The organism is Sphingomonas elodea ATCC 31461 (assembly GCF_000226955.1).
Taxonomy (GTDB): Bacteria; Pseudomonadota; Alphaproteobacteria; order Sphingomonadales; family Sphingomonadaceae; genus Sphingomonas; species Sphingomonas elodea.
The window spans coordinates 22757-40808 of record NZ_AGFU01000037.1 but is presented as its reverse complement, the minus strand read 5'-3'; the positions used below and the strand labels follow the sequence as shown (position 1 = coordinate 40808).

The following is an 18052-nucleotide window of genomic DNA, read 5'->3' as shown; positions in this document are numbered from 1 at the left end:
CAATCAGGCGGCTTTGGTATCCACGAACCCGCTACGCACCTCGCGCAAGCGCTCCGCGATTTCCGCGTGCGACGCACCGACACCAGCTTCGCCAGCGAAGCGTGGCCAGTCGGATACTGCACCATCGACTGCGTCGACGATCTCCGCGATCCGGCGCTCGGCGATGCCATGCATCCTGCCGATACGGTCGACATGCTCGCGCGTCGGTCGCCGCCCTTCGCCGGCAACCGCGAGATAATGCTCGCCGCCCGGGCCGGTCGAATAGGTCAGGTCATAGGCTGGCGCCAGCCGCCAGCGCCCGGTCTGGTCCATCAGAAAGGCATGCTGGCGGGTATGGTCGTCGCGATTGCAGGCCAGCACGTTGAAGACCATACGGCGGAACGCTTCCTCCACGTCGCGCACGTCGCGGGTGATCGCGAGAGTCGCCCGCAGGAAACCGTCATAGTCGAGGCTCGGCACATGCGGCGGCGCCTCGACAGCGCCGGCGAGGCTGAGCATGTGCAAACGCCGGCCAGCCCCGGGACGGTCGAAGCGGCGGGTGGCGAAATAGCCGGGGCCCTGCCGCGCCGGCAGCAGGCGGCTGTCGGCCATGGTGATACCCGCTGCTCGCGCCATCTCAGCATAGGCCTGCTCGATGGGGCCAATATCGACGGGATCTAGCAACGCGGGAAACTTCACGATCCAGCTTTCGAAGCCGGGCGCGTTCTCGCCCTCGTCGATGCTGACCGCGCCGTTGGCATCGAAGCCGACATGCACCTTCGGTCGCGCGCCGCCGGAGGCACCGCCAAGTCGGGCAAGGACATCGACAAGGTTGGCATCGTTCCCCAGCAGAATCGACTGCGACTGCGCGGCGAGCGCATCCAAGTCGAGCCCCGCTACCTCGGCAGGCGGCGTTGTCGCCGGCGCGAAAACCAGAGCCCCGCGCCCTTCCTCGCCGACAAGCGCAAGGCGATCGACGGGGTCGAGAGTTTCCCAGCGCGTGCCCAGGCGCTCCACGCGGCGCTTCATCAGCAAGGCGCCCCAGCCATCCGGCAGACTGTCAGCGAGGAAGCCATGCAGCCCATCGAAGGCGCGGCTACGGGCTTCAACAAGGCCTCGTTCGGGCGGATAGAGCAACGGGGACACGGCGATGCCGGATGCGAGGACTTCCTTGCTCCACTCCAGCATCCCACGACCGTTCGCCATGACCGCCCGACCGACGGGCTGGTCGTCCGCACCATCCTCAAATCGCAAGCCGATCGCAATCGGCGTCCCCGGTGCGAGCTGCGTCACGTTGCCGACCTGGCTCGAGCTCGGCGACGCGGCGGAGCAGACCGTTCCCGTTTCTGCTGCTTCAGCAGATCGTCCATGCTGGCGGCCGCTGGGGGTGGGAACAGCTCCGCCAGCTGATGCTCGCAGCGGAGCAGGATCGCCGCCCGCGCCAAGTCTTCTATCGAGGCCTTACCCTGCGTTTCGAGGCGGCGCCAGGTACTGTAGGACACGCCGGATCGCTCTGCCGCCTCGGCCTGGGTGATTCCCATGGCAGCTCGACGTGCTTGAATACGAGCACCCAACTTGGCGATCGACTCGGATGGCGTGATCAACATAATCCTTATATGAGCACTTATGCCGAGATGCGCAATAAATTGCTCATATAAGGACATTTGGATTTGCTAAGGGCGGGCGATTTGCTCGATTGGCTAGCGGGGCCGTCGTCCTCGAGTCCCGCCGAAATTCTGGCGGTCCTTGGACCGAAGTTGCAGTACTCTCGGCTGAATATGCGAGGTTAATGGTGTCAACCACTGCAGCGCATCCAGCTTATCTTCGGGGGGGGGGCGGGTATCGACTACGTGCCCAGCTGGTACGGGAGCGGGGCGGGCTGCATGCGGCTGCATCCCGTCTCACAGGGTATACCCGGATGAACCATCCACATGAGACACCGAGAGCGTCTCAATAGGATTGATTTTGACCTATGAGACAGGCTATCGCTCATGGTCTAAATCCTATTGAGACGGAAGGACCATGACGACCATCATCGGCTACGCGCGTGTCAGCACGGACGATCAGGACTGCGCCATTCAAGAGGATGCGCTCCGAGCTGCGGGCTGCACCATCATCCGCAGCGAGAAGCGCAGCGGGACGACCACGGAGGGCAGGGAGGAACTGGAGACCGTTCTGTCGTTCCTCCGGCCGGGCGACACCCTGATGGTGACCCGCATCGATCGACTCGCCCGATCCGTTCGAGACTTGGAGGGCATCGTAGCTCGCCTGCGGGAGAGAGGCGCGCACCTCCGCGCGACGGAGCAGCCAGTCGACACCGCAACCGCCGCTGGGAAGGCATTCCTTCAGATGCTGGCAGTGTTCGCCGAGTTCGAGACGGCCATCCGCCGTGAGCGCCAGATGGAGGGTATCGCGAAGGCCAAGGCCGCAGGAGTCTACAAGGGGCGGCGACCGAGTGTCCCGACTCAAGAGGTGCGCGAGCTTCATGCGCAGGGAATCAGCCCGACAGAGATCGCGAAGCGTCTCCGCATCGGTCGAGCGAGCGTCTATCGCGCGCTCAGCCCTGCTCCTGTCGTGGTCTGACTTTTTCAATCGCAGCGTGGGGGTGACACCCGAAGGTGTCCCAAAAAGATGTCCCAACTTTACGAACCGATTCCTCGTAACCCGTTGATAATCAACGAAAACGAGAAAGTGGTCGGGGAGAGAGGATTCGAACCTCCGGCCCCTGCCTCCCGAAGACAGTGCTCTACCAGGCTGAGCTACTCCCCGACGGAGTCCGGTCTACGATGCTTTCGGGAGCAGACCGGCTTGAGCTTGGAGGCGCGCCTATAAGGGTGGGTTGGCCGAGCCGTCAAGCGGTTCGTTGCAGCAAAAAGAAGCTGGCGCGCTTTTTTTCCGTGGCTCATCCCGCGCGGCACTCTCGACCGCGGGGGCAGCGGCCGATACATCCGCTTCCCGTGTCCCCGATCGAAGCCGTCGCAACCCTGCTGGGTATCGCCAATGTCGCGCTGGTCGTGCGGCGCAGCCTGTGGAACTATCCCTTCGCGCTGGCGATGGTCACGCTCTATGCCGGGATCTTCTACGAGGCGCGGCTGTACAGCGATGCGTTGCTCCAGGGCTTCTATTTCGTCGTCAACGGCTATGGCTGGTGGAACTGGCGGCGCGCGCGCGATGCCGAAGGGGCGGTGCCGGTGGTACGGCTGGGCTGGCGGGCGCGGTCCGGCTGGGCGCTGGGCGGGGTCGTGACCGCCCTTTGCTGGAGCCTGATGATGCAGCGCCTCACCGATGCGGCCTATCCCTGGTGGGACGGCACGATCGCGGTGCTGAGCATCGTCGCGCAGATCCTCCAGTCGCGCCGGGCCTGGGAATGCTGGCTCTTGTGGATCACGGTGGATCTGCTCGCGATCCCGCTTTTTCTGGTGAAGGGCCTGTGGCTCACCGCCGCGCTCTATTGCCTTTTCCTGGCGCTTTCGGTGTGGGGGGCGATCGACTGGAACAAGGCGCGCGCATGATTCCCCGTACCATCTGCCTGCACGGGCCGGAGAGCACCGGCAAGACGACAATCGCCCCGCGTCTGGCGGCGGCGGTCGGCGGCACCGTGCTCGACGAATATGGCCGCGAATATGCAGAGGCGCGGGGCATAGACTTCACGATGGGCGACTTGGTGGAGATCGCCAAGACCCATGATGCCGGCACCCGCATGATGGCGGCGGCTTCCAGTGCGCCGCTGATTCTCGATACCGATCCGCTGATGACCGCGGTGTGGGCCGACATGCTGTTCGGCGCGCGGGATCCGTGGTTCGATGCGTGGGACAACACCGCCGATCTCTATCTGCTGTTCGACATAGATCTGCCCTGGGTGGCGGACGGCACGCGCCTGTTCGGCAATGCCGAACAGCGCCGCCGCTTCTTCGATCTCGCCCATGCGGAGCTGGAGCGGCGGGGCGTCCGCTGGGCCTGGGTGCGCGGCGAGGGTGAGGCGCGCTATGCTGCCGCAATGGCGGCAATTCAGGCATTTAGCGCCGATCGTTAACCGCGCTGCGGTGCGGTGCCATGCCCGCTTTTGGTCACAGGAAGTTCACAATCCGGGCCTAGCGCGGCCGGGACGGCATCGGGGGATCCACCAGCCATATCGCTGTGCAGCGGGACGTCCGTCGCGCTGCTTCGTCGCGTGCCGTTCACACAAAAACGATCAAAACCTTTTCGGGGAAAGAACCATGCTGAACCTCATGCGCGACAAGCGCAGCCTGATGATCGGCGCCGCCCTGGGCGCGCTGTTCGTCTCCCAGTCCGCCTTCGCGCAGGACGGCGCCACCGCCGCTGCGAACGACGAGGAAGGCCTTGCCGAGATCGTCGTCACCGCCGAGCGCCGCCCGGAGAACCAGCAGGACGTGCCGCTCTCGGTCGCGGTGCTGCCCGCCGCGCAGGCGCGCGACTATACCGCCGGCGGCGACGACACGCTGCTCGCGCTTTCGGGCCGCGTCCCCGGCCTGTACGTCGAATCCTCGACCGGCCGCATCTTCCCGCGCTTCTACATCCGCGGCCTCGGCAACGTCGATTTCTACCTCGGCGCCTCGCAGCCGGTGTCGATCATCCAGGACGACGTCGTCCTCGAGCATGTCGTGCTGAAGTCGAACCCGGTGTTCGACGTGAACCAGATCGAGGTGCTGCGCGGCCCCCAGGGCTCGCTGTTCGGACGCAACACCACGGCCGGCATCATCAAGTTCGATTCGGTGCGCCCGACGCAGGAATTCGAAGGCCGCGCGACCGCGAGCTATGGCAGCTATAACAGCGTCAACGTCGATGCCGGCGTCGGCGGCCCGATCATCCAGGACAAGCTCGCCTTCCGCATCTCGGGGCTCTACCAGCACCGCGACGACTATATCGACAACAGCTATACCGGCCCCAGCGCCGACGGCACCCGCGTCGGCCGCAAGAACGCCGCCGGCGGCTTCAACGAGCGCGACGTGCGCCTGCAGCTGCTCGCCACGCCGAGCGAGAGCCTGTCGATCCTCGCCTCGGGCCATGCCCGCTGGTATGACGGCACGGCCACCGTGTTCCGTCGCGGTGCGCTGAACCTGGGCTCCAACCAGATCAACGGCGTGCAATTCACCCGCGCGCGCTGGGACGAAGGTGCGGACAATCCCCAGAAGTACAACACTGCCGGCGGCTCGGTGCATGTGAACTGGGACCTGGGCCCGGTCACGCTCACCTCGATCACCGGCTATGAGACGCTGTCGGGGCGCAGCCGCGGCGATACCGATGGCGGTGCGGCGGTCGATTTCGGCGGCGCCGGATTCGGCGAGTCGATGGGCCGGGTGAAGGGCCTCGACCAGTGGACCGAGGAACTGCGCCTTGCCAGCAACGGCAGCGGCCCGCTGAAGTGGCAGGTCGGCGCGATGTACTTCGATTCGCGCGACATCACCGAATTCTACCAGCGCGGCTATTTCCTGACCGGTGCGGCGAACAATCCGAACAACTGGGTGCGCCTGCACAACCAGAACACCAGCTGGGCGGTGTTCGGCCAGCTGAGCTACGAGATCGCGCCGAAGCTGACGATCACCGCCGGCGGCCGCGTGACCGAAGACACCAAGACCACCGATCTGCTGAAGACCGCCGACACCGCAGCGGGCGTCGTCACCTATACCGGTCGTCGTCATGTCCGCCTGTCCGATACCCAGCCGAGCTGGGACCTGAGCGCGCGCTATGAAGTGAACCCGGATGTCAGCGTCTATGCCCGCGTCGCCAAGGGTTTCCGCGGCCCGACCATTCAGGGCCGCTCGGCGGTGTTCAATGCGGACTTCACCACCGCGAACTCGGAAAAGATCCTGTCGTGGGAAGCCGGCGTGAAGACCCAGCTGGGCCGCACGCTGCGCGCCAACCTGTCCGGCTTCTACTATACGGTCGACGACATCCAGCTGAACGGGAACGACCTGAACGGCAACGGCGTGCTGCTCAATGCCAACAAGGCGAAGGCCTATGGCATGGAAGCGGATGTCGACTGGCGCCCGGTGCGCAACCTGTCGATCCAGGCGGGCCTGAGCCTGCTGCACAGCAAGATCGAGGACAAGAACCTCGAGGCGCAGGTCTGCGCGTTCGGCGGAGCGGTGACCTGCACCGTGCTCGATCCGCTGCGCCGCCAGGGGGCGCTGTTCCTCGCGAAGATCGACGGCAACCCGCTGCCGAACGCGCCGGAGTATAATCTCAGCTTCAACGCGCGTTACGATATCCCGATGGACATCGGCGGCAAGCTGTTCCTCGCGACCGACTGGAACGTGCAGGGCTATACCAACTTCGTGCTCTACGAGACGAAGGAGTTCACCTCGAACGGCAATTTCGAGGGCGGCCTGAAGATCGGCTACACCGCCGAGAACAACGCCTGGGAAATCGCGGGCTTCGTCCGCAACCTGACGGGCGAGAAGAACCTGAAGGGCGTGATCGAGAACTACCGTGCCGCCGTGCTTAACGAGCCGCGCGTGTTCGGCCTCTCGCTGAGCGGCAAGTTCAACTGAGCGGAACCGTTGGCACCTCCTCCCCGGGGGGCGGTGCCAGCGACCAAAGAAAAGGGCCGCCGCGGAGACACCGCGGCGGCCCTTTTGCTTTAGCTGCGTCCGATCAGTTCGACGGCGCGAGCTTGGTGTTCAGCACCCAGCCGACATTGTCGTTCTCGTCGGCGACTTCCCACCACAGGCCGTTCTTGTTGCCGGTGGGATAGACGATCGCGCCCACCGGCAGCGTACGGATCACCTTGCCGGCCGCGGCCGGGGTGGTGCGCATCGCGACCGGCGCCTGGGCGGTGAAGGTCTTGGCGGGGGCGGCCTGCGCGGTGCCCTCGTCGCCGGGGCGCACCAGGCCCAGTTCGTTGACCATTTTCGCATAGGCGTCGATGAAGGCCAGCGTCACGATCCGGCCGATGTCGGTATTGTCATAGCCGCCGCCGACCGCGCCCACGCCGCCGCCCAGGAAGCCCACGCCGCCGCCGGCGCCCCAGGAAACGCTGTTCTTGGAGGCATAGCCTTCCTGCGTCGCGATCGTCTCGGTCGTGCGGACGTTGGTGAGCGAGAGGACGGTGTTCGCCTCCATCTTGCGCGACTTGATGCCGCCGATCAGGCCGCCGATCGGACCGCCGATGATGCCGCCGGCCGCACCCGCCACGCCGCTGCCGCTGGCGTTGCGGTTGGATGCCTGCACCTCGGCCACCAGCACATAGTCTGCCGCCTTGATCTGGCCCTGGCCGACGTTCGAGCCGCGCTGCAGGCCGAGATTGCCGCCGATGTTGCGCTCGCGCTCCGCCGCCTGCAGGCCCGAGCCGCGATCGACCAGGTTGAAGCAGCCCGAACGCTGCACCAGCACCTTCAGCAGCTTCTGGGGCGGCGCCAGCGAATATTGCGTCCAGCCGCGGGGATCGTCGCCGTCGACGATCGAAAGGGTGCCGAGCTTGCGCGCGCAATGCGGCACGTCCTGCACGGCCTGCTCCTGGGTGCGCTGCGTCTTGGTCGGCTTGCTCTGGGCGAGGGCGGGAGCGGCGCCCGCGCACAGCGCCATTGCCCCGGCAGCGCCGAGCAACTGCTTCATCATCGTACTAAAACCTCCCTGTACAATCGGTCAGAAACACAGTCCCCGGGCGGGCGCGTAACAGATTGGACCGCCTGGGCCTAGCGATGCGGTAAAATCGGGTACTTTGGCTTTCGCGCGCCACCTGCTATCGCGCGCGGAATCATGGCCACCGATATCACCAAGATCCGCAATTTCTCCATCATCGCGCACATCGATCATGGCAAGTCCACGCTTGCCGATCGCTTGATCCAGCGCACCGGCGGCCTGGCCGACCGCGAGATGTCCGAGCAGGTGCTCGACAACATGGACATCGAGAAGGAACGCGGCATCACCATCAAGGCGCAGACCGTGCGCCTGGAATGGAAGGGCCATGTCCTCAACCTGATGGACACGCCCGGTCACGTCGACTTCGCCTATGAGGTGAGCCGCAGCCTCGCCGCCTGCGAGGGCGCGCTGCTGGTGGTCGACGCCGCGCAGGGCGTGGAGGCGCAGACGCTCGCCAACGTCTACCAGTCGATCGAGCACGACCACGAGATCATTCCCGTGATCAACAAGATCGACCTGCCCTCGGCCGAGCCGGAGAAGGTCCGCGCCGAGATCGAGGACGTGATCGGCCTCGACGCATCGAACGCCGTCCTCGCCAGCGCCAAGAGCGGCATCGGCATCGACGAGATTCTCGATGCGATCGTCGAGCGCATCCCGTCGCCCAAGGGCGATCCCAGTGCCCCGCTCAAGGCGATGCTGGTCGACAGCTGGTACGACCCCTATCTCGGCGTCGTCATCCTCGTCCGCGTGATCGACGGTTCGATCCGGAAGGGCCAGCAGGTCAAGTTCATGCAGACCGGCACGACCCATCTGGTCGACCGCGTCGGCGCCTTCCGCCCCAAGATCGAGCAGCTGCCCGATCTCGGCCCGGGCGAGATCGGCTTCATCACCGCGCAGATCAAGGAAGTGGCGCAGGCCCGCGTCGGCGATACGCTGACCGATGCCAAGAAGCCCGCCCTGGAAGCACTGCCGGGCTTCAAGGAAGTCCAGCCGGTGGTGTTCTGCGGCCTGTTCCCGGTCGACGCGGCGGATTTCGAGAAGCTGCGCGAGAGCATCTCCAAGCTGCGCCTCAACGACGCGTCGTTCAGCTTCGAGATGGAAACCTCGGCCGCGCTCGGCTTCGGCTTCCGCTGCGGCTTCCTCGGCCTGTTGCACCTGGAGATCATCCAGGAGCGGCTGATGCGCGAGTACGACCTCGATCTCATCACCACCGCGCCGAGCGTGGTCTACAAGATGCGCCTCACCAAGGCAGCCGGCGAGGCCGAGGCCAAGGAGATCGAACTCCACAACCCCGCCGACATGCCCGATCCCAACCGGATCGAGGAGATCGAGGAGCCGTGGATCCAGGCGGTCATCTACGTGCCCGACGAATATCTCGGCCCCATCCTCAAGCTGTGCCAGGATCGCCGCGGCATCCAGAAGAACCTCACCTATGTCGGCGGCCGCGCCCAGGTGACCTACGAGCTGCCGCTCAACGAAGTGGTGTTCGATTTCTACGATCGCCTCAAGTCGATCAGCCGCGGCTATGCCAGCTTCGACTATGAGCAGATCGGCCACCGCGCCGGCGACCTCGTCAAGATGAGCATCCTCGTCAACAACGAGGCCGTCGACGCGTTGAGCATGATCGTCCACCGCTCTACCGCCGAGAGCCGCGGCCGCGGCATGTGCGAGCGCCTCAAGGACCTGATTCCGCGCCACCTGTTCAAGATCCCGATCCAGGCGGCGATCGGCGGCAAGGTGATCGCCCGCGAGACGATCGCCGCACTGCGCAAGGACGTGACCGCGAAATGCTATGGCGGCGACGCCAGCCGCAAGCGCAAGCTTCTGGAAAAGCAGAAGGAAGGCAAGAAGCGGATGCGCGAATATGGCAGCGTGCAGATCCCGCAGGAAGCCTTTATCGCCGCGCTGCGGATGGGCGAAGAGTAAGCCGCCTTACCCCGCCGGGGACGGCGGGGGCGGGAGCGTGCCCGGGCTGCGCCGTGTCGCCCGCACGATTGCGGCGGACCCCAGCACCGCGCTGGCCACAATGGCGGCGACGGCGAGCAGCCCACCGGTGGTGATGCTTGCCTCCAGCGAGACGGCCTTGCCGATGCGAAGCGTGGCACGCGCCCCCGAAGGAGCCGGGGCGGGCGGGGCGGGCGGGACAGCGCTGGTCATGCCGCCTTCTACGCGATCGGCGGGGATTCGTCGCGGTCGCGCGTGCCGGCGAGGTTGCCGAGCGCCTCGAACAGCAGGTGCGGCACCGCGACCACCGACAGCAGCTGGAAGGCGAGCGCCGGATCGATGCCGTGGGCAAGATCGACGAAGCGGGGGCTGAACAGCGCCCAGCCGGCACTGGCGAGGAGCGCCAGCAGCGCGGCGGACAGGCCCGGATGCGGTTGTCCCCTGCCGCACGCGCCGAATTCGTCGAGAATCGCGACGATGTGGCGGCGCGAATGGAGCAGCGCGAAATAGGTAGGGAAGGCAAGGGTCGGCGGCGCGGCCGTCAGTAGCAGCAGCGCGGCTCCCTGGGCGGCGGCCCAGCGACGCGATCCGCCCTGCCATGCCGCCGCGATCGCCACCGCCGCCACCAGCAGCGCGACCGGCGCAACCAGCGTGACCAGCGCTACGGCGAGCCGACCGGTCGCCGGATCGGTCATCGCCGCAAACAGCGCCGTTACGGCTGCCCGCTGGCCCAGCACCGCCGCGGCGATCGGCGCCAGACCCGCGGCCGTGCGCAGCAGCCGGTCGCGCGGCAGTTCCCAATCCTCGGAGAAATGCCAGGCCGCCAGCGCGAGAAAGGCCAGCATCGCCGCCAGCGGCGCAGCCCACCATGCGATTGCCATTGCGGCGGCAGCGGCGACATAGCAGGCGAGAAACAACGCCAGTGCACTGCCGCGCATCCGCCAGCGCTGCCGGGCAACCAGCAGGTCGTGACCTCCATGCGGCAGGCCGCCCACCAGCATCAGCAGCATGCCGGCCTGGGTGGCCAGCGGCCCGCCGAGGTCCAGCCCCGCGCCGACCGCGACGGGCAGGGCGATCGCCGCCAGCCAGAAAAGCCCAGGCACCGCCCGGTCCTGCGCGAGTGCGCGGGTCCGAACGGTGGCGTGGGTTGCCGGGTTCAGGGTGGGGGTGCCGGCGGGCGTCACGGGTCAGGCCGTGTGCGGCGTGCCGTGCCCTTCCACCTCGGACTTGCGCTGGGCGATCGCGAAGATCAGCAGGCCGACGCCCGCCTTCGCCACCAGATCGGCGATGGTGTAGCCGATCTGGATCACCGTCTGCGCCTCGGGGCCGGTAATCTGCGCATAGGGCGCCATGTAGACGATCGGATAGAAGCCCCAGGAGGCGAAGGTCAGCAGACGTGCCTGTTTGACGAGGCCGCGCACCGCTTCCGGCTGGCGGTCGATCGACTTGCCGAGGCCGCTGAACAGTTCCCAGACGATGTAGACGAACGGAATTGCCGAGAGCGTGCCCCACAGTGCACGGGTGGGAATGTCGGCGGCAATCTCGCCGGGATAGCCGAGCACGATCATCAGCGCAGCGGCGAGACCGAGCCGCCAGCCTTTCTGCACGGTTTCCTCGCGGGAGAGGCGCATCACGAGCACCAGCTCGATCAGCAGCAGGGGTACGGTGAGCAGCCAGTCGACATAGCGATAGGCGTCGTTAAACGCGATGCCCGTCGCGGTGACGACGCCGTTCTGATAATGATAGGCCGATTCCCAGCTCTCGAAGATCCGAAAATAGTGATAGGCCGCAATCGCCGTGACCAGGCCAGAGATCGTTACTGCGTTCTTGTAGGCGGAGGACACCTGGGATCGCCCGAACCACAGGTAAATGGTCGCTGCTGCCATCGTTGCGAACGTAAACGAAAAGGCGTTGTAGATCAGCGAGTACTGAAATGGCGATACAATTGCCGTCTCCATCAGGTGCTCTCCTTCGGACGAATGTCCTTACCGCGCGCATACTGGTTACACGTCGTGCGGTAGGCACTGTTGTTGACGCCGGAATGGCGGTGGCTGTTGTGGCCATAGAGAGGTAATGTGCCAAAGCGCGCCGCAGAGAATTGCGACGCGGAACGGTACAAACTCTGTAGAACCAATATCAATACTACGTCGTTTCTACGATAGATCGATACGTACCTAGGGGATGGCGGATGTTATCTTGCACTGCGGCATTTTCGGCGCGCACAGCGCACGCGCTGCCCCGTCCTGGCGCGATTCCGGTTGCCGCGGCGTAGAACCGTTTTGCAGGTCGAACGTTGTGGAGCCGAACTAAAGGAACCGAACGTGACCGCAGCAACCTCGCCCTTCGGCATCGTGCCGCCCCCCGCGGGATCGCAGTGGGGTGCGATCCTACGGGCTGCGGCGGTGCTTGGGATCGGCACGGTCTCTGCGCTTCCGGCCGCTGCGCAAAGCTATGCCGCCCGGCAGATCGGCGCGTGGACGGTGGCCGCCAGCAAGGACGGGTCGGGCTGCTTCATCAGCCGCAGCTTCGATCAGCCCGGCAGCACCACGCTGTTGCTGGGTATGGATCGCGACGGCAGCAACCATTTCTCGGTGCTCAACGAGAATTGGTCGATCCGCCCGCAGGACCGGCTCAAGCTCACCTTCCGCCTGACCCAGGGCGGCTATCCCAATCACCAGGCGATCGGCATTGTCGCGGACGGCAAGCAGGGCTTCGTCGCGGCGTTCGATCCGAAGTTCCCGACCTCCTTCGCCGGGTCGAAGGCACTGCACATCGATCGTGGGCGGACGCCGGTCGCGCGGCTGCCGCTCGACGGCAGCGGCGCGGCGGTGGCCGAGCTCAGGCGCTGCGTCGAGGCGCAGCATGGCCCCGAAAAGGCGCAGGCGAGCGACGATGGAGTCCCGCGCGATCCGTTCGCTGCGCACGGCAAGCGGAAGGAAAGGCGGCGATGATCGCCCCTCGCAACTCCGCCCACCGGACAAGAAGCACAGCCGGGCAGAATCGGGATTGTTGCGGTCCCGTTGCTCCGGCTTGGTGATCGAGCCTTAGTTAACGAGTGAAAGGTGTGTTTATGCGTACTGGTATGAAGTTTGCTCCCCTCGCGATGCTCATGATCGGCGCGGTGGGCCTGAGTGGCTGCGCCACCAAGAAGTTCGTCCGCGAACAGATCGCCCCGGTGAGCCAGCGCGTCGACGCGCTCGAAACCCGCCTTCAGGAAACCGACGGCACCGCCAAGCAGGCGCTGTCCCAGGCGCAGGCCGCCTCGGGCCAGGCGCAGCAGAACGGCCAGCGGCTCGACCAGCTGACCGGCCGCGTCGATACGCTGGACCAGCAGCAGCAGGCGCTGTCGCAGCGCGTCGACCAGCAGAACGCGAAGCCGCGCAAGCGCGCACGCAACTAAGCGGAACCATGCCGCATCGGTGTCACGCCGGTGCACCCGGGTGGTCGTGCTTCGGGGCGGCCACCCCTTTTTCGTGAGCAACTGAATCGATGATCCAAGGCTTTCTCGCGCTGGCCGGGCTGGCGATGCTCGCGGCCCCTTACGGTGTCGCCGTCCAGGATGCCAAGCCCAAGGTCGCTGCCGCCAAGACCAAGGCAGGCGCGGCCAAATCGAAGCGCGTTGCCGCGCCTACCTCGAAGGCGAAGCCCAAGGCCAAAGCCGTCGCCGATGCGCCGAAGCTGCAGCCCTCGGCCGATACGCTGCGGGTGCACGATTGGGTCGCGTCTGCCGGCGACAACAATGGGCTGCCCTATCTGATCGTCGACAAGCCGCACGCCGCGCTGTTCCTGTTCGACGGTGCCGGCAAGCAGCTTGCCGCCGTGCCTGTGCTGATCGGCATCGCGCCGGGCGACGACGCGACGCCGGGGATCGGCGCCAAGCAGCTGTCCGAGATCGGACCGGCGGAAAAGACGACGCCGGCGGGCCGCTTCCTCGCCAAGTTCGGCCTGGCAGTAGGCAAGGAGCGGGTGCTCTGGGTGGATTACTACACCTCGGTCGCGCTGCATCCGGTGCCGACGGGGGCGCCTGCGCGCAAGGAGAAGCGCCGCGAGCGCCTGCTCTCGCCCACGCCGGACGACAACCGCATCACCTTCGGCTGCATCAACGTGCCGAACGCCTTTTACACCAGGCTACTCAGCCCGATGTACAAGAAGAAGGGCGGCTATGTGTACGTGCTGCCAGACAGCAAGCCGATCGAGGAGGTGTTCCCGGCGCTGCACGTGCAGACCGCCGTCCGCACGGACTGAGCCAAAGAAAAGCCCGGCCGCTCGGGGGAGAGCGACCGGGCGAGGTGCTGGGGGTGAACCGTCAGAAGGCGAAACGGACCGAGGCTGCCAGCGTGCGGCCCTGCACCGATCGCGCCCAGCCGATGCCGGTGGTGGGCATGGTGGCCTGGCTGATGTCCAGGAAACCCTTGGCATTGAACAGGTTGGCACCGGTCAGCGCCACGTCGATCGCCTTGGTTGGATGCAGGATCACGAAGCCGCCGACGGTGGTGAAGCCGGGCATCTTCAGCTGGTTGACGTCCTGCGCATAGCTGCTGGTGATCGTCACCACGCTGGCGCCGATCGTGGCATATTTGGTGTCGACCTGCGGCGTCGCCTGCAGGGTCCAGGCGGGCTGGTGGCGGGGTTCCTTGCCGGTCAGGCTGGAGTCGAAGAAATCGGTGGTGATCTTCGCCTTGGTATAAGTGGCCCCGGCATTCATGCTGAACGGGCCACGGCGGATGCCGCCTTCCATTTCCAGGCCATAGGTGCGGTACTTGCGATAGGTCCAGGTCGCGGTCGCGTTCAGCTGGTTGTGATCGTCTGCATAGGCGAGGAATGCGGTGGCGTTGAACGTGATGCCGTTCTTTCGAAACTTCAAGCCGCCTTCCAGCTGGCGAACGATGTCGACGGCGTGCTCCGACCCCGTGAGCGCGCCGGTGCCGACGTCGATTGCGGAGGTGTACAGGATCTTGTCGGCATTGGCGCGGCCGCCGCGGCTGTAGCGGGCGAAGAAGGCGAGCGGTTCGGCGGCGCGATAGTTGATGCCGGCCGAATAGCTCCAATAGTGGAAGTCATAGTTGACGGGGGCGGGCTGGCCCAGCGGCAGCGCCGAGACGCGCGTCTCGGGGGCGCTGATCCGGCCGTCGCCGTTCATGTCGTAGCTGATCGTGCCGTTGCGACCGCCACCCAGATCGGCGCCGATCATCCAGCCGCGTGCCTTGCCGGAATCGTAGCGCAGGCTGCCGCCGATCGCGATCTTGCCGAAATGGTAGTTCACCGAGGCATAGGGCGCGAAGAAGCTGTAGTCGACGTCGAACGAGCGGCGCAGGCGCGGTCCGTTGCGGCTGAAGGCATAGATGCCGTCCTGGGTCTGCGCGACGCCGGCCGCGCTGGTCAGGTTCACCAGCGATCCCTGGCCGCCGCCGACCACGTCGGTCACCATCGAGATCTGCAGTGCCTCGACCGCGATCGTCTGCGTCGCGACGTAGAGGCCGCCGGTGACGGTCAGGTCGCCGGCGCCCATCTTCCATACGCGGGTGCCGCGGAAGTCGTTGGCGAAATGGTTGCCGTTGCGCAGATTGTAGGTGTTGACGAAGAAATTGGAGAGCAGCCCGTTGCCATTGGCGTTGGCGGGCACCGCCTTGCCGGCGTTCGGGCCGCTGGCATAGGTGGCGGTGGCGCCGGCACCCGCCAGCGAGGCGGCGATGGTTGCCATCGGGCCGACGCTGCTGGGGAAGCCGCGCAGGAACTCGCCCGAGGTGTCGGCGTAGCGCATGCGGTTCGTCAGCGTCCAGCCGCCGACGTCGAACTGTGCTTCCAGTCCCAGTGACTTGGATTGGGGGTTCTGGCCGTTCTTGATCGGGAAGCGCTTCACCTGGTTGTTGCCGTCCAGCGTGATCATCGCGCTCACGTTCGGCGAGAACATCGTGTCCTTCAGGATGTCGAAGCCGGTGATGTTGCCGATCGCCGGGTTCTCGTTGGTGCCGGTCAGCGTCACCGGATAGGTGGCATAGCTGGGCGCCCGGTCGTCGAGCAGCTTGGCATAGGCGCGGATATAGCCGTTGGCGAAGGTCCTGGTGACGTTCAGCTTGAGCTGGCCGCCCTGGAACGACGTCATGCCGGTCGCGCGCGGGCCCTCGCCCACGCGATAGAAGCCGCCCACATGGAAGCGCAGGCTGTCGCTCAGCTTGGCGCCATAGTCGAAGTCGACCCGCTTGAGGTCATAGTCCAGCCCGGCGGTGACCTGCACGGCACCGCCTTCGACGTCGCCGGTCTTGGAGATCAGGTTGATCAGGCCGCCGGGCGATCCCGTGGCGAAGGTGGAGGCCGATCCGCCGCGGATCGTCTCGATCTGGGCGATGGAGGAGTCGAAGCGGACGAAACTGTCACCCGCCATATTGAAGATGTCGTTGAACTCGAGGACCGGCAGGCCGTCCTCTTCGATCTGGACGTACTTGGAGCCGCCCGAGCCGATCGGCAGGCCACGCACCGTGTAGTTATTGTTCCCTTCGCTGATGCCGTTCTCGACCCGGATCCCGGCCATGGTGCGCAGGATGTCGGCAAGGCCGACCGGCCCCAGTTTCTGCGCTTCGCTACCCTTCAACGAGCTGGTCGAGGTGGCGCTGTCGAGTCGGTCGCGGCCCTTGGCGACGCCCGTGGAGAAGACTTCCTTCTCCGGTGCTGCCTGCGCATCTTCCTTCTTGCCGGCTTGGTCCGTCGTCTGTGCGATTGCCGGCGCCGTGAAGGCGCTCGTCGCGATCAGCGGAAGTATCAGTCCACGAAGGTTCACTATCCCACCCTGTCGATTTGAATTTCGATCGCCCTCGGACCATTTATAGAATTGCCGGAATGAATCGGTTGCGCAGGGATGCAGATTTATCCGATGTGCAACCGTCCATACGTGGATGTACGTATGATGTTGGCGCAGATGAGGTGCGCGTTCTCACAAAATCGAAGAAATATTCTGAAACAATCCAAGTGTTAACGATCATATCCATTTTGGGTAGATCTATAGTGGGAGGTTTCTGTTGTCGAAGCTGCTTAGAGCAGATCGATTTCGCGCCTGCCGCAAAAACAAGCACACAGCATCGATTATGTCCCTTGACGGTCCTGTGTTCGGCAAGGTTAACTATGTCACGGCGCAAGCACCGGCGCTGGAAAATGGGGGAAACAATGTCCATCGCGAAGAATATGAAGGCGTGGATTGCCTGTGGCGTTGCAGCAATCGGTCTAATCGGCGCCGCTGCGCCGGCACAGGCGCAACTCAAGATCAACCTGATCGACAATGGCGGCGTGACCGGAAGCCGCGCCGAGATGGGTTTTAAGATCGCCGCCAAGTTCTGGGAAAGCGTGATCTCGAACAATGTCGAGATCAACCTTGGCGTCGGCTATAATGCGCTGGACGCTGGCGTGATCGGTTCGACCAGCAGCACGCGGTACAGCATCCCGATCGCGACGGCGCTCAACCAGCTGCAGCTGAACGGCGAGACGCCCCTCGACGCGGCGCTCGTGCTCCCCACGCTTTATCAGAGCGGTTCGAACGTCGGCACCGTCATGATCCGCAACGCGCCGGTCGCGAACGGGCAGGGCATCGACCCGACCAAGGTCGTCTACGACACGTCGCTCGGCGCGAACAACACGCGAGTCGTCGCCACCGAGGCCAATCTGAAGGCGATCGGCTTCATCGGTTTCCCGCCGGGGAATGATGCGGACATCGAGTTCAGCTCGGCATTCAGCTTCGACTTCAATCCCCTCGACGGGATCGCGGCCGGCAAGATGGATTTCATCGGCGTGGCGATCCACGAGATCGGGCACGCGCTGGGCTTCATCAGCGGCGTGGATACGTACGATATTCTCAGCGGCGTGGGGCCGCTGGCGCCGACGGGCAATACCGTCAACTGGAATACGCAACCGGTTGGCACGCTGCTGGATCTGTTCCGATACAGCAACGATCCCAAGAATGTGGTGCCTGGCACCGGGCCCGCGCTCGACTGGTCCATCGGTACGGCTTCCTATTTCTCGATCGACGGCGGCCAGACCCAGTTCAACGACCGCGCGCTGTTCTCCACCGGTGCCTATAACGGCGATGGCCGCCAGGCGTCGCACTTCAAGGACACGCCGGGTTCGGCGGGCGGATGCGACGGCTACAACCAGATCGGCGTGATGGACCCGACCTTCTGCTACGGCGAAATGGGCGTGATCACGGCGACCGACCTCGCTGCCTTCGATGCCATCGGCTGGAACCTCTATTTCGACGTGCTGGCGAACAAGACGGCGAACATCAACACCGCGCAGTTTACCGCTGCATTTTTCGCGGTGCCCGAGCCGCTGAGCTGGGCGACGATGCTCATCGGCTTCGCGCTCGCGGGCGGAGCGATCCGTCGCCGCGGATCGCGGGGCGTAGCGCTCGCCGCCTAAGTCCTTGCGAAAAACAGTGAGGCCGGCCCGGGTGACCGGGCCGGCCTTGCTGCGTTTTACGCTTTTCTAAGCCGTGTCTGCCATGGTCTCCCACCTTCCGCCGGTTCCGTCGGAAGCGCATCTG

Annotated in this window: 16 protein-coding genes and 1 tRNA gene; 9 read left to right on the top strand and 8 right to left on the bottom strand. The window is 65.3% G+C overall.

Features of this window, described 5'->3' with window-relative positions; all coding sequences use genetic code 11:
- Window positions 1-3: 3 nt before the first annotated feature.
- Both KK7_RS0111930 and KK7_RS0111925 read right to left on the bottom strand, forming a co-directional pair.
- Window positions 4-1233, bottom strand: a complete 1230-nt coding sequence (locus KK7_RS0111930; RefSeq protein ID WP_202798679.1) for a type II toxin-antitoxin system HipA family toxin — start codon at window positions 1231-1233, stop codon at window positions 4-6.
- Window positions 1234-1268: 35 nt separating this feature from the next.
- Entirely contained in the window at window positions 1269-1586 is a 318-nt protein-coding gene (locus tag KK7_RS0111925; RefSeq protein ID WP_040598490.1) for a helix-turn-helix domain-containing protein, read from the bottom strand.
- Window positions 1587-2001: 415 nt separating this feature from the next.
- Here KK7_RS0111925 and KK7_RS0111920 point away from each other — a divergent pair, with 415 nt between their 5' ends.
- Window positions 2002-2562 (top strand): recombinase family protein, encoded by a 561-nt coding sequence (locus KK7_RS0111920; protein WP_010544879.1) that lies wholly within the window; start codon window positions 2002-2004, stop codon window positions 2560-2562.
- Window positions 2563-2671: 109 nt separating this feature from the next.
- Here the strand turns inward: KK7_RS0111920 and KK7_RS0111915 are convergent.
- Window positions 2672-2748: transfer RNA gene (locus tag KK7_RS0111915), tRNA-Pro, on the bottom strand.
- A 188-nt stretch (window positions 2749-2936) separates the two neighbouring features.
- On the opposite strand from KK7_RS0111915, the gene pnuC reads away from it, so the two are divergent.
- The 3 genes from pnuC (at window position 2937) to KK7_RS0111900 (ending at window position 6491) form a co-directional block, all read left to right on the top strand.
- Complete coding sequence (pnuC, locus tag KK7_RS0111910) at window positions 2937-3491, top strand: nicotinamide riboside transporter PnuC (protein WP_010544878.1); 555 nt, start codon at window positions 2937-2939, stop codon at window positions 3489-3491.
- Window positions 3488-4012, top strand: a complete 525-nt coding sequence (locus tag KK7_RS0111905) for an AAA family ATPase (RefSeq protein WP_010544877.1) — start codon at window positions 3488-3490, stop codon at window positions 4010-4012. Before pnuC ends, KK7_RS0111905 begins: the two co-directional genes overlap by 4 nt.
- 184 nt (window positions 4013-4196) lie before the next feature.
- The gene (locus KK7_RS0111900) at window positions 4197-6491 is read left to right on the top strand and encodes a TonB-dependent receptor (RefSeq protein WP_010544876.1); all 2295 of its coding nucleotides are present in this window, start codon (window positions 4197-4199) and stop codon (window positions 6489-6491) included.
- 103 nt (window positions 6492-6594) lie between these two features.
- On the opposite strand, the gene KK7_RS0111895 is transcribed toward KK7_RS0111900, so the two are convergent.
- Window positions 6595-7557: a CsgG/HfaB family protein gene (locus KK7_RS0111895; RefSeq protein WP_010544875.1), complete on the bottom strand. Its 963-nt coding sequence runs from the start codon at window positions 7555-7557 to the stop codon at window positions 6595-6597.
- Between the two features lie 141 nt (window positions 7558-7698).
- Here KK7_RS0111895 and lepA point away from each other — a divergent pair, with 141 nt between their 5' ends.
- Window positions 7699-9507 carry a translation elongation factor 4 gene (gene lepA / locus KK7_RS0111890; RefSeq protein ID WP_010544874.1) on the top strand — a complete coding sequence of 603 codons (1809 nt, stop codon included), beginning with the start codon at window positions 7699-7701 and terminating at the stop codon, window positions 9505-9507.
- Window positions 9508-9513: 6 nt separating this feature from the next.
- On the opposite strand, the gene KK7_RS0111885 is transcribed toward lepA, so the two are convergent.
- Genes KK7_RS0111885 through KK7_RS0111875 form a run of 3 tightly spaced genes read right to left on the bottom strand, consistent with a single transcriptional unit; the run spans window position 9514 to window position 11483 of the window.
- On the bottom strand, window positions 9514-9738 hold the full coding sequence (locus tag KK7_RS0111885) for a hypothetical protein (RefSeq protein WP_010544873.1): 225 nt from the start codon (window positions 9736-9738) through the stop codon (window positions 9514-9516).
- An 8-nt stretch (window positions 9739-9746) separates the two neighbouring features.
- Entirely contained in the window at window positions 9747-10709 is a 963-nt protein-coding gene (locus KK7_RS0111880) for a beta-carotene 15,15'-dioxygenase, Brp/Blh family (RefSeq protein WP_010544872.1), read from the bottom strand.
- A 3-nt stretch (window positions 10710-10712) separates the two neighbouring features.
- Window positions 10713-11483, bottom strand: a complete 771-nt coding sequence (locus tag KK7_RS0111875; protein ID WP_010544871.1) for a bacteriorhodopsin-like — start codon at window positions 11481-11483, stop codon at window positions 10713-10715.
- A gap of 363 nt (window positions 11484-11846) precedes the next feature.
- On the opposite strand from KK7_RS0111875, the gene KK7_RS0111870 reads away from it, so the two are divergent.
- The 3 genes from KK7_RS0111870 to KK7_RS0111860 all read left to right on the top strand — a co-directional run bounded on the left by KK7_RS0111870 (window position 11847) and on the right by KK7_RS0111860 (window position 13770).
- The gene (locus tag KK7_RS0111870; protein ID WP_010544870.1) at window positions 11847-12476 is read left to right on the top strand and encodes a hypothetical protein; all 630 of its coding nucleotides are present in this window, start codon (window positions 11847-11849) and stop codon (window positions 12474-12476) included.
- A gap of 131 nt (window positions 12477-12607) precedes the next feature.
- Window positions 12608-12925, top strand: a complete 318-nt coding sequence (locus KK7_RS0111865) for a hypothetical protein (protein WP_010544869.1) — start codon at window positions 12608-12610, stop codon at window positions 12923-12925.
- A gap of 89 nt (window positions 12926-13014) precedes the next feature.
- Window positions 13015-13770, top strand: a complete 756-nt coding sequence (locus KK7_RS0111860) for a hypothetical protein (protein ID WP_010544868.1) — start codon at window positions 13015-13017, stop codon at window positions 13768-13770.
- 61 nt (window positions 13771-13831) lie between these two features.
- On the opposite strand, the gene KK7_RS0111855 is transcribed toward KK7_RS0111860, so the two are convergent.
- Window positions 13832-16300 carry a TonB-dependent receptor domain-containing protein gene (locus KK7_RS0111855; protein ID WP_010544867.1) on the bottom strand — a complete coding sequence of 823 codons (2469 nt, stop codon included), beginning with the start codon at window positions 16298-16300 and terminating at the stop codon, window positions 13832-13834.
- Window positions 16301-16701: 401 nt separating this feature from the next.
- On the opposite strand from KK7_RS0111855, the gene KK7_RS0111850 reads away from it, so the two are divergent.
- Window positions 16702-17928 (top strand): NF038122 family metalloprotease, encoded by a 1227-nt coding sequence (locus KK7_RS0111850; RefSeq protein WP_040598486.1) that lies wholly within the window; start codon window positions 16702-16704, stop codon window positions 17926-17928.
- Window positions 17929-18052 lie beyond the last annotated feature (124 nt).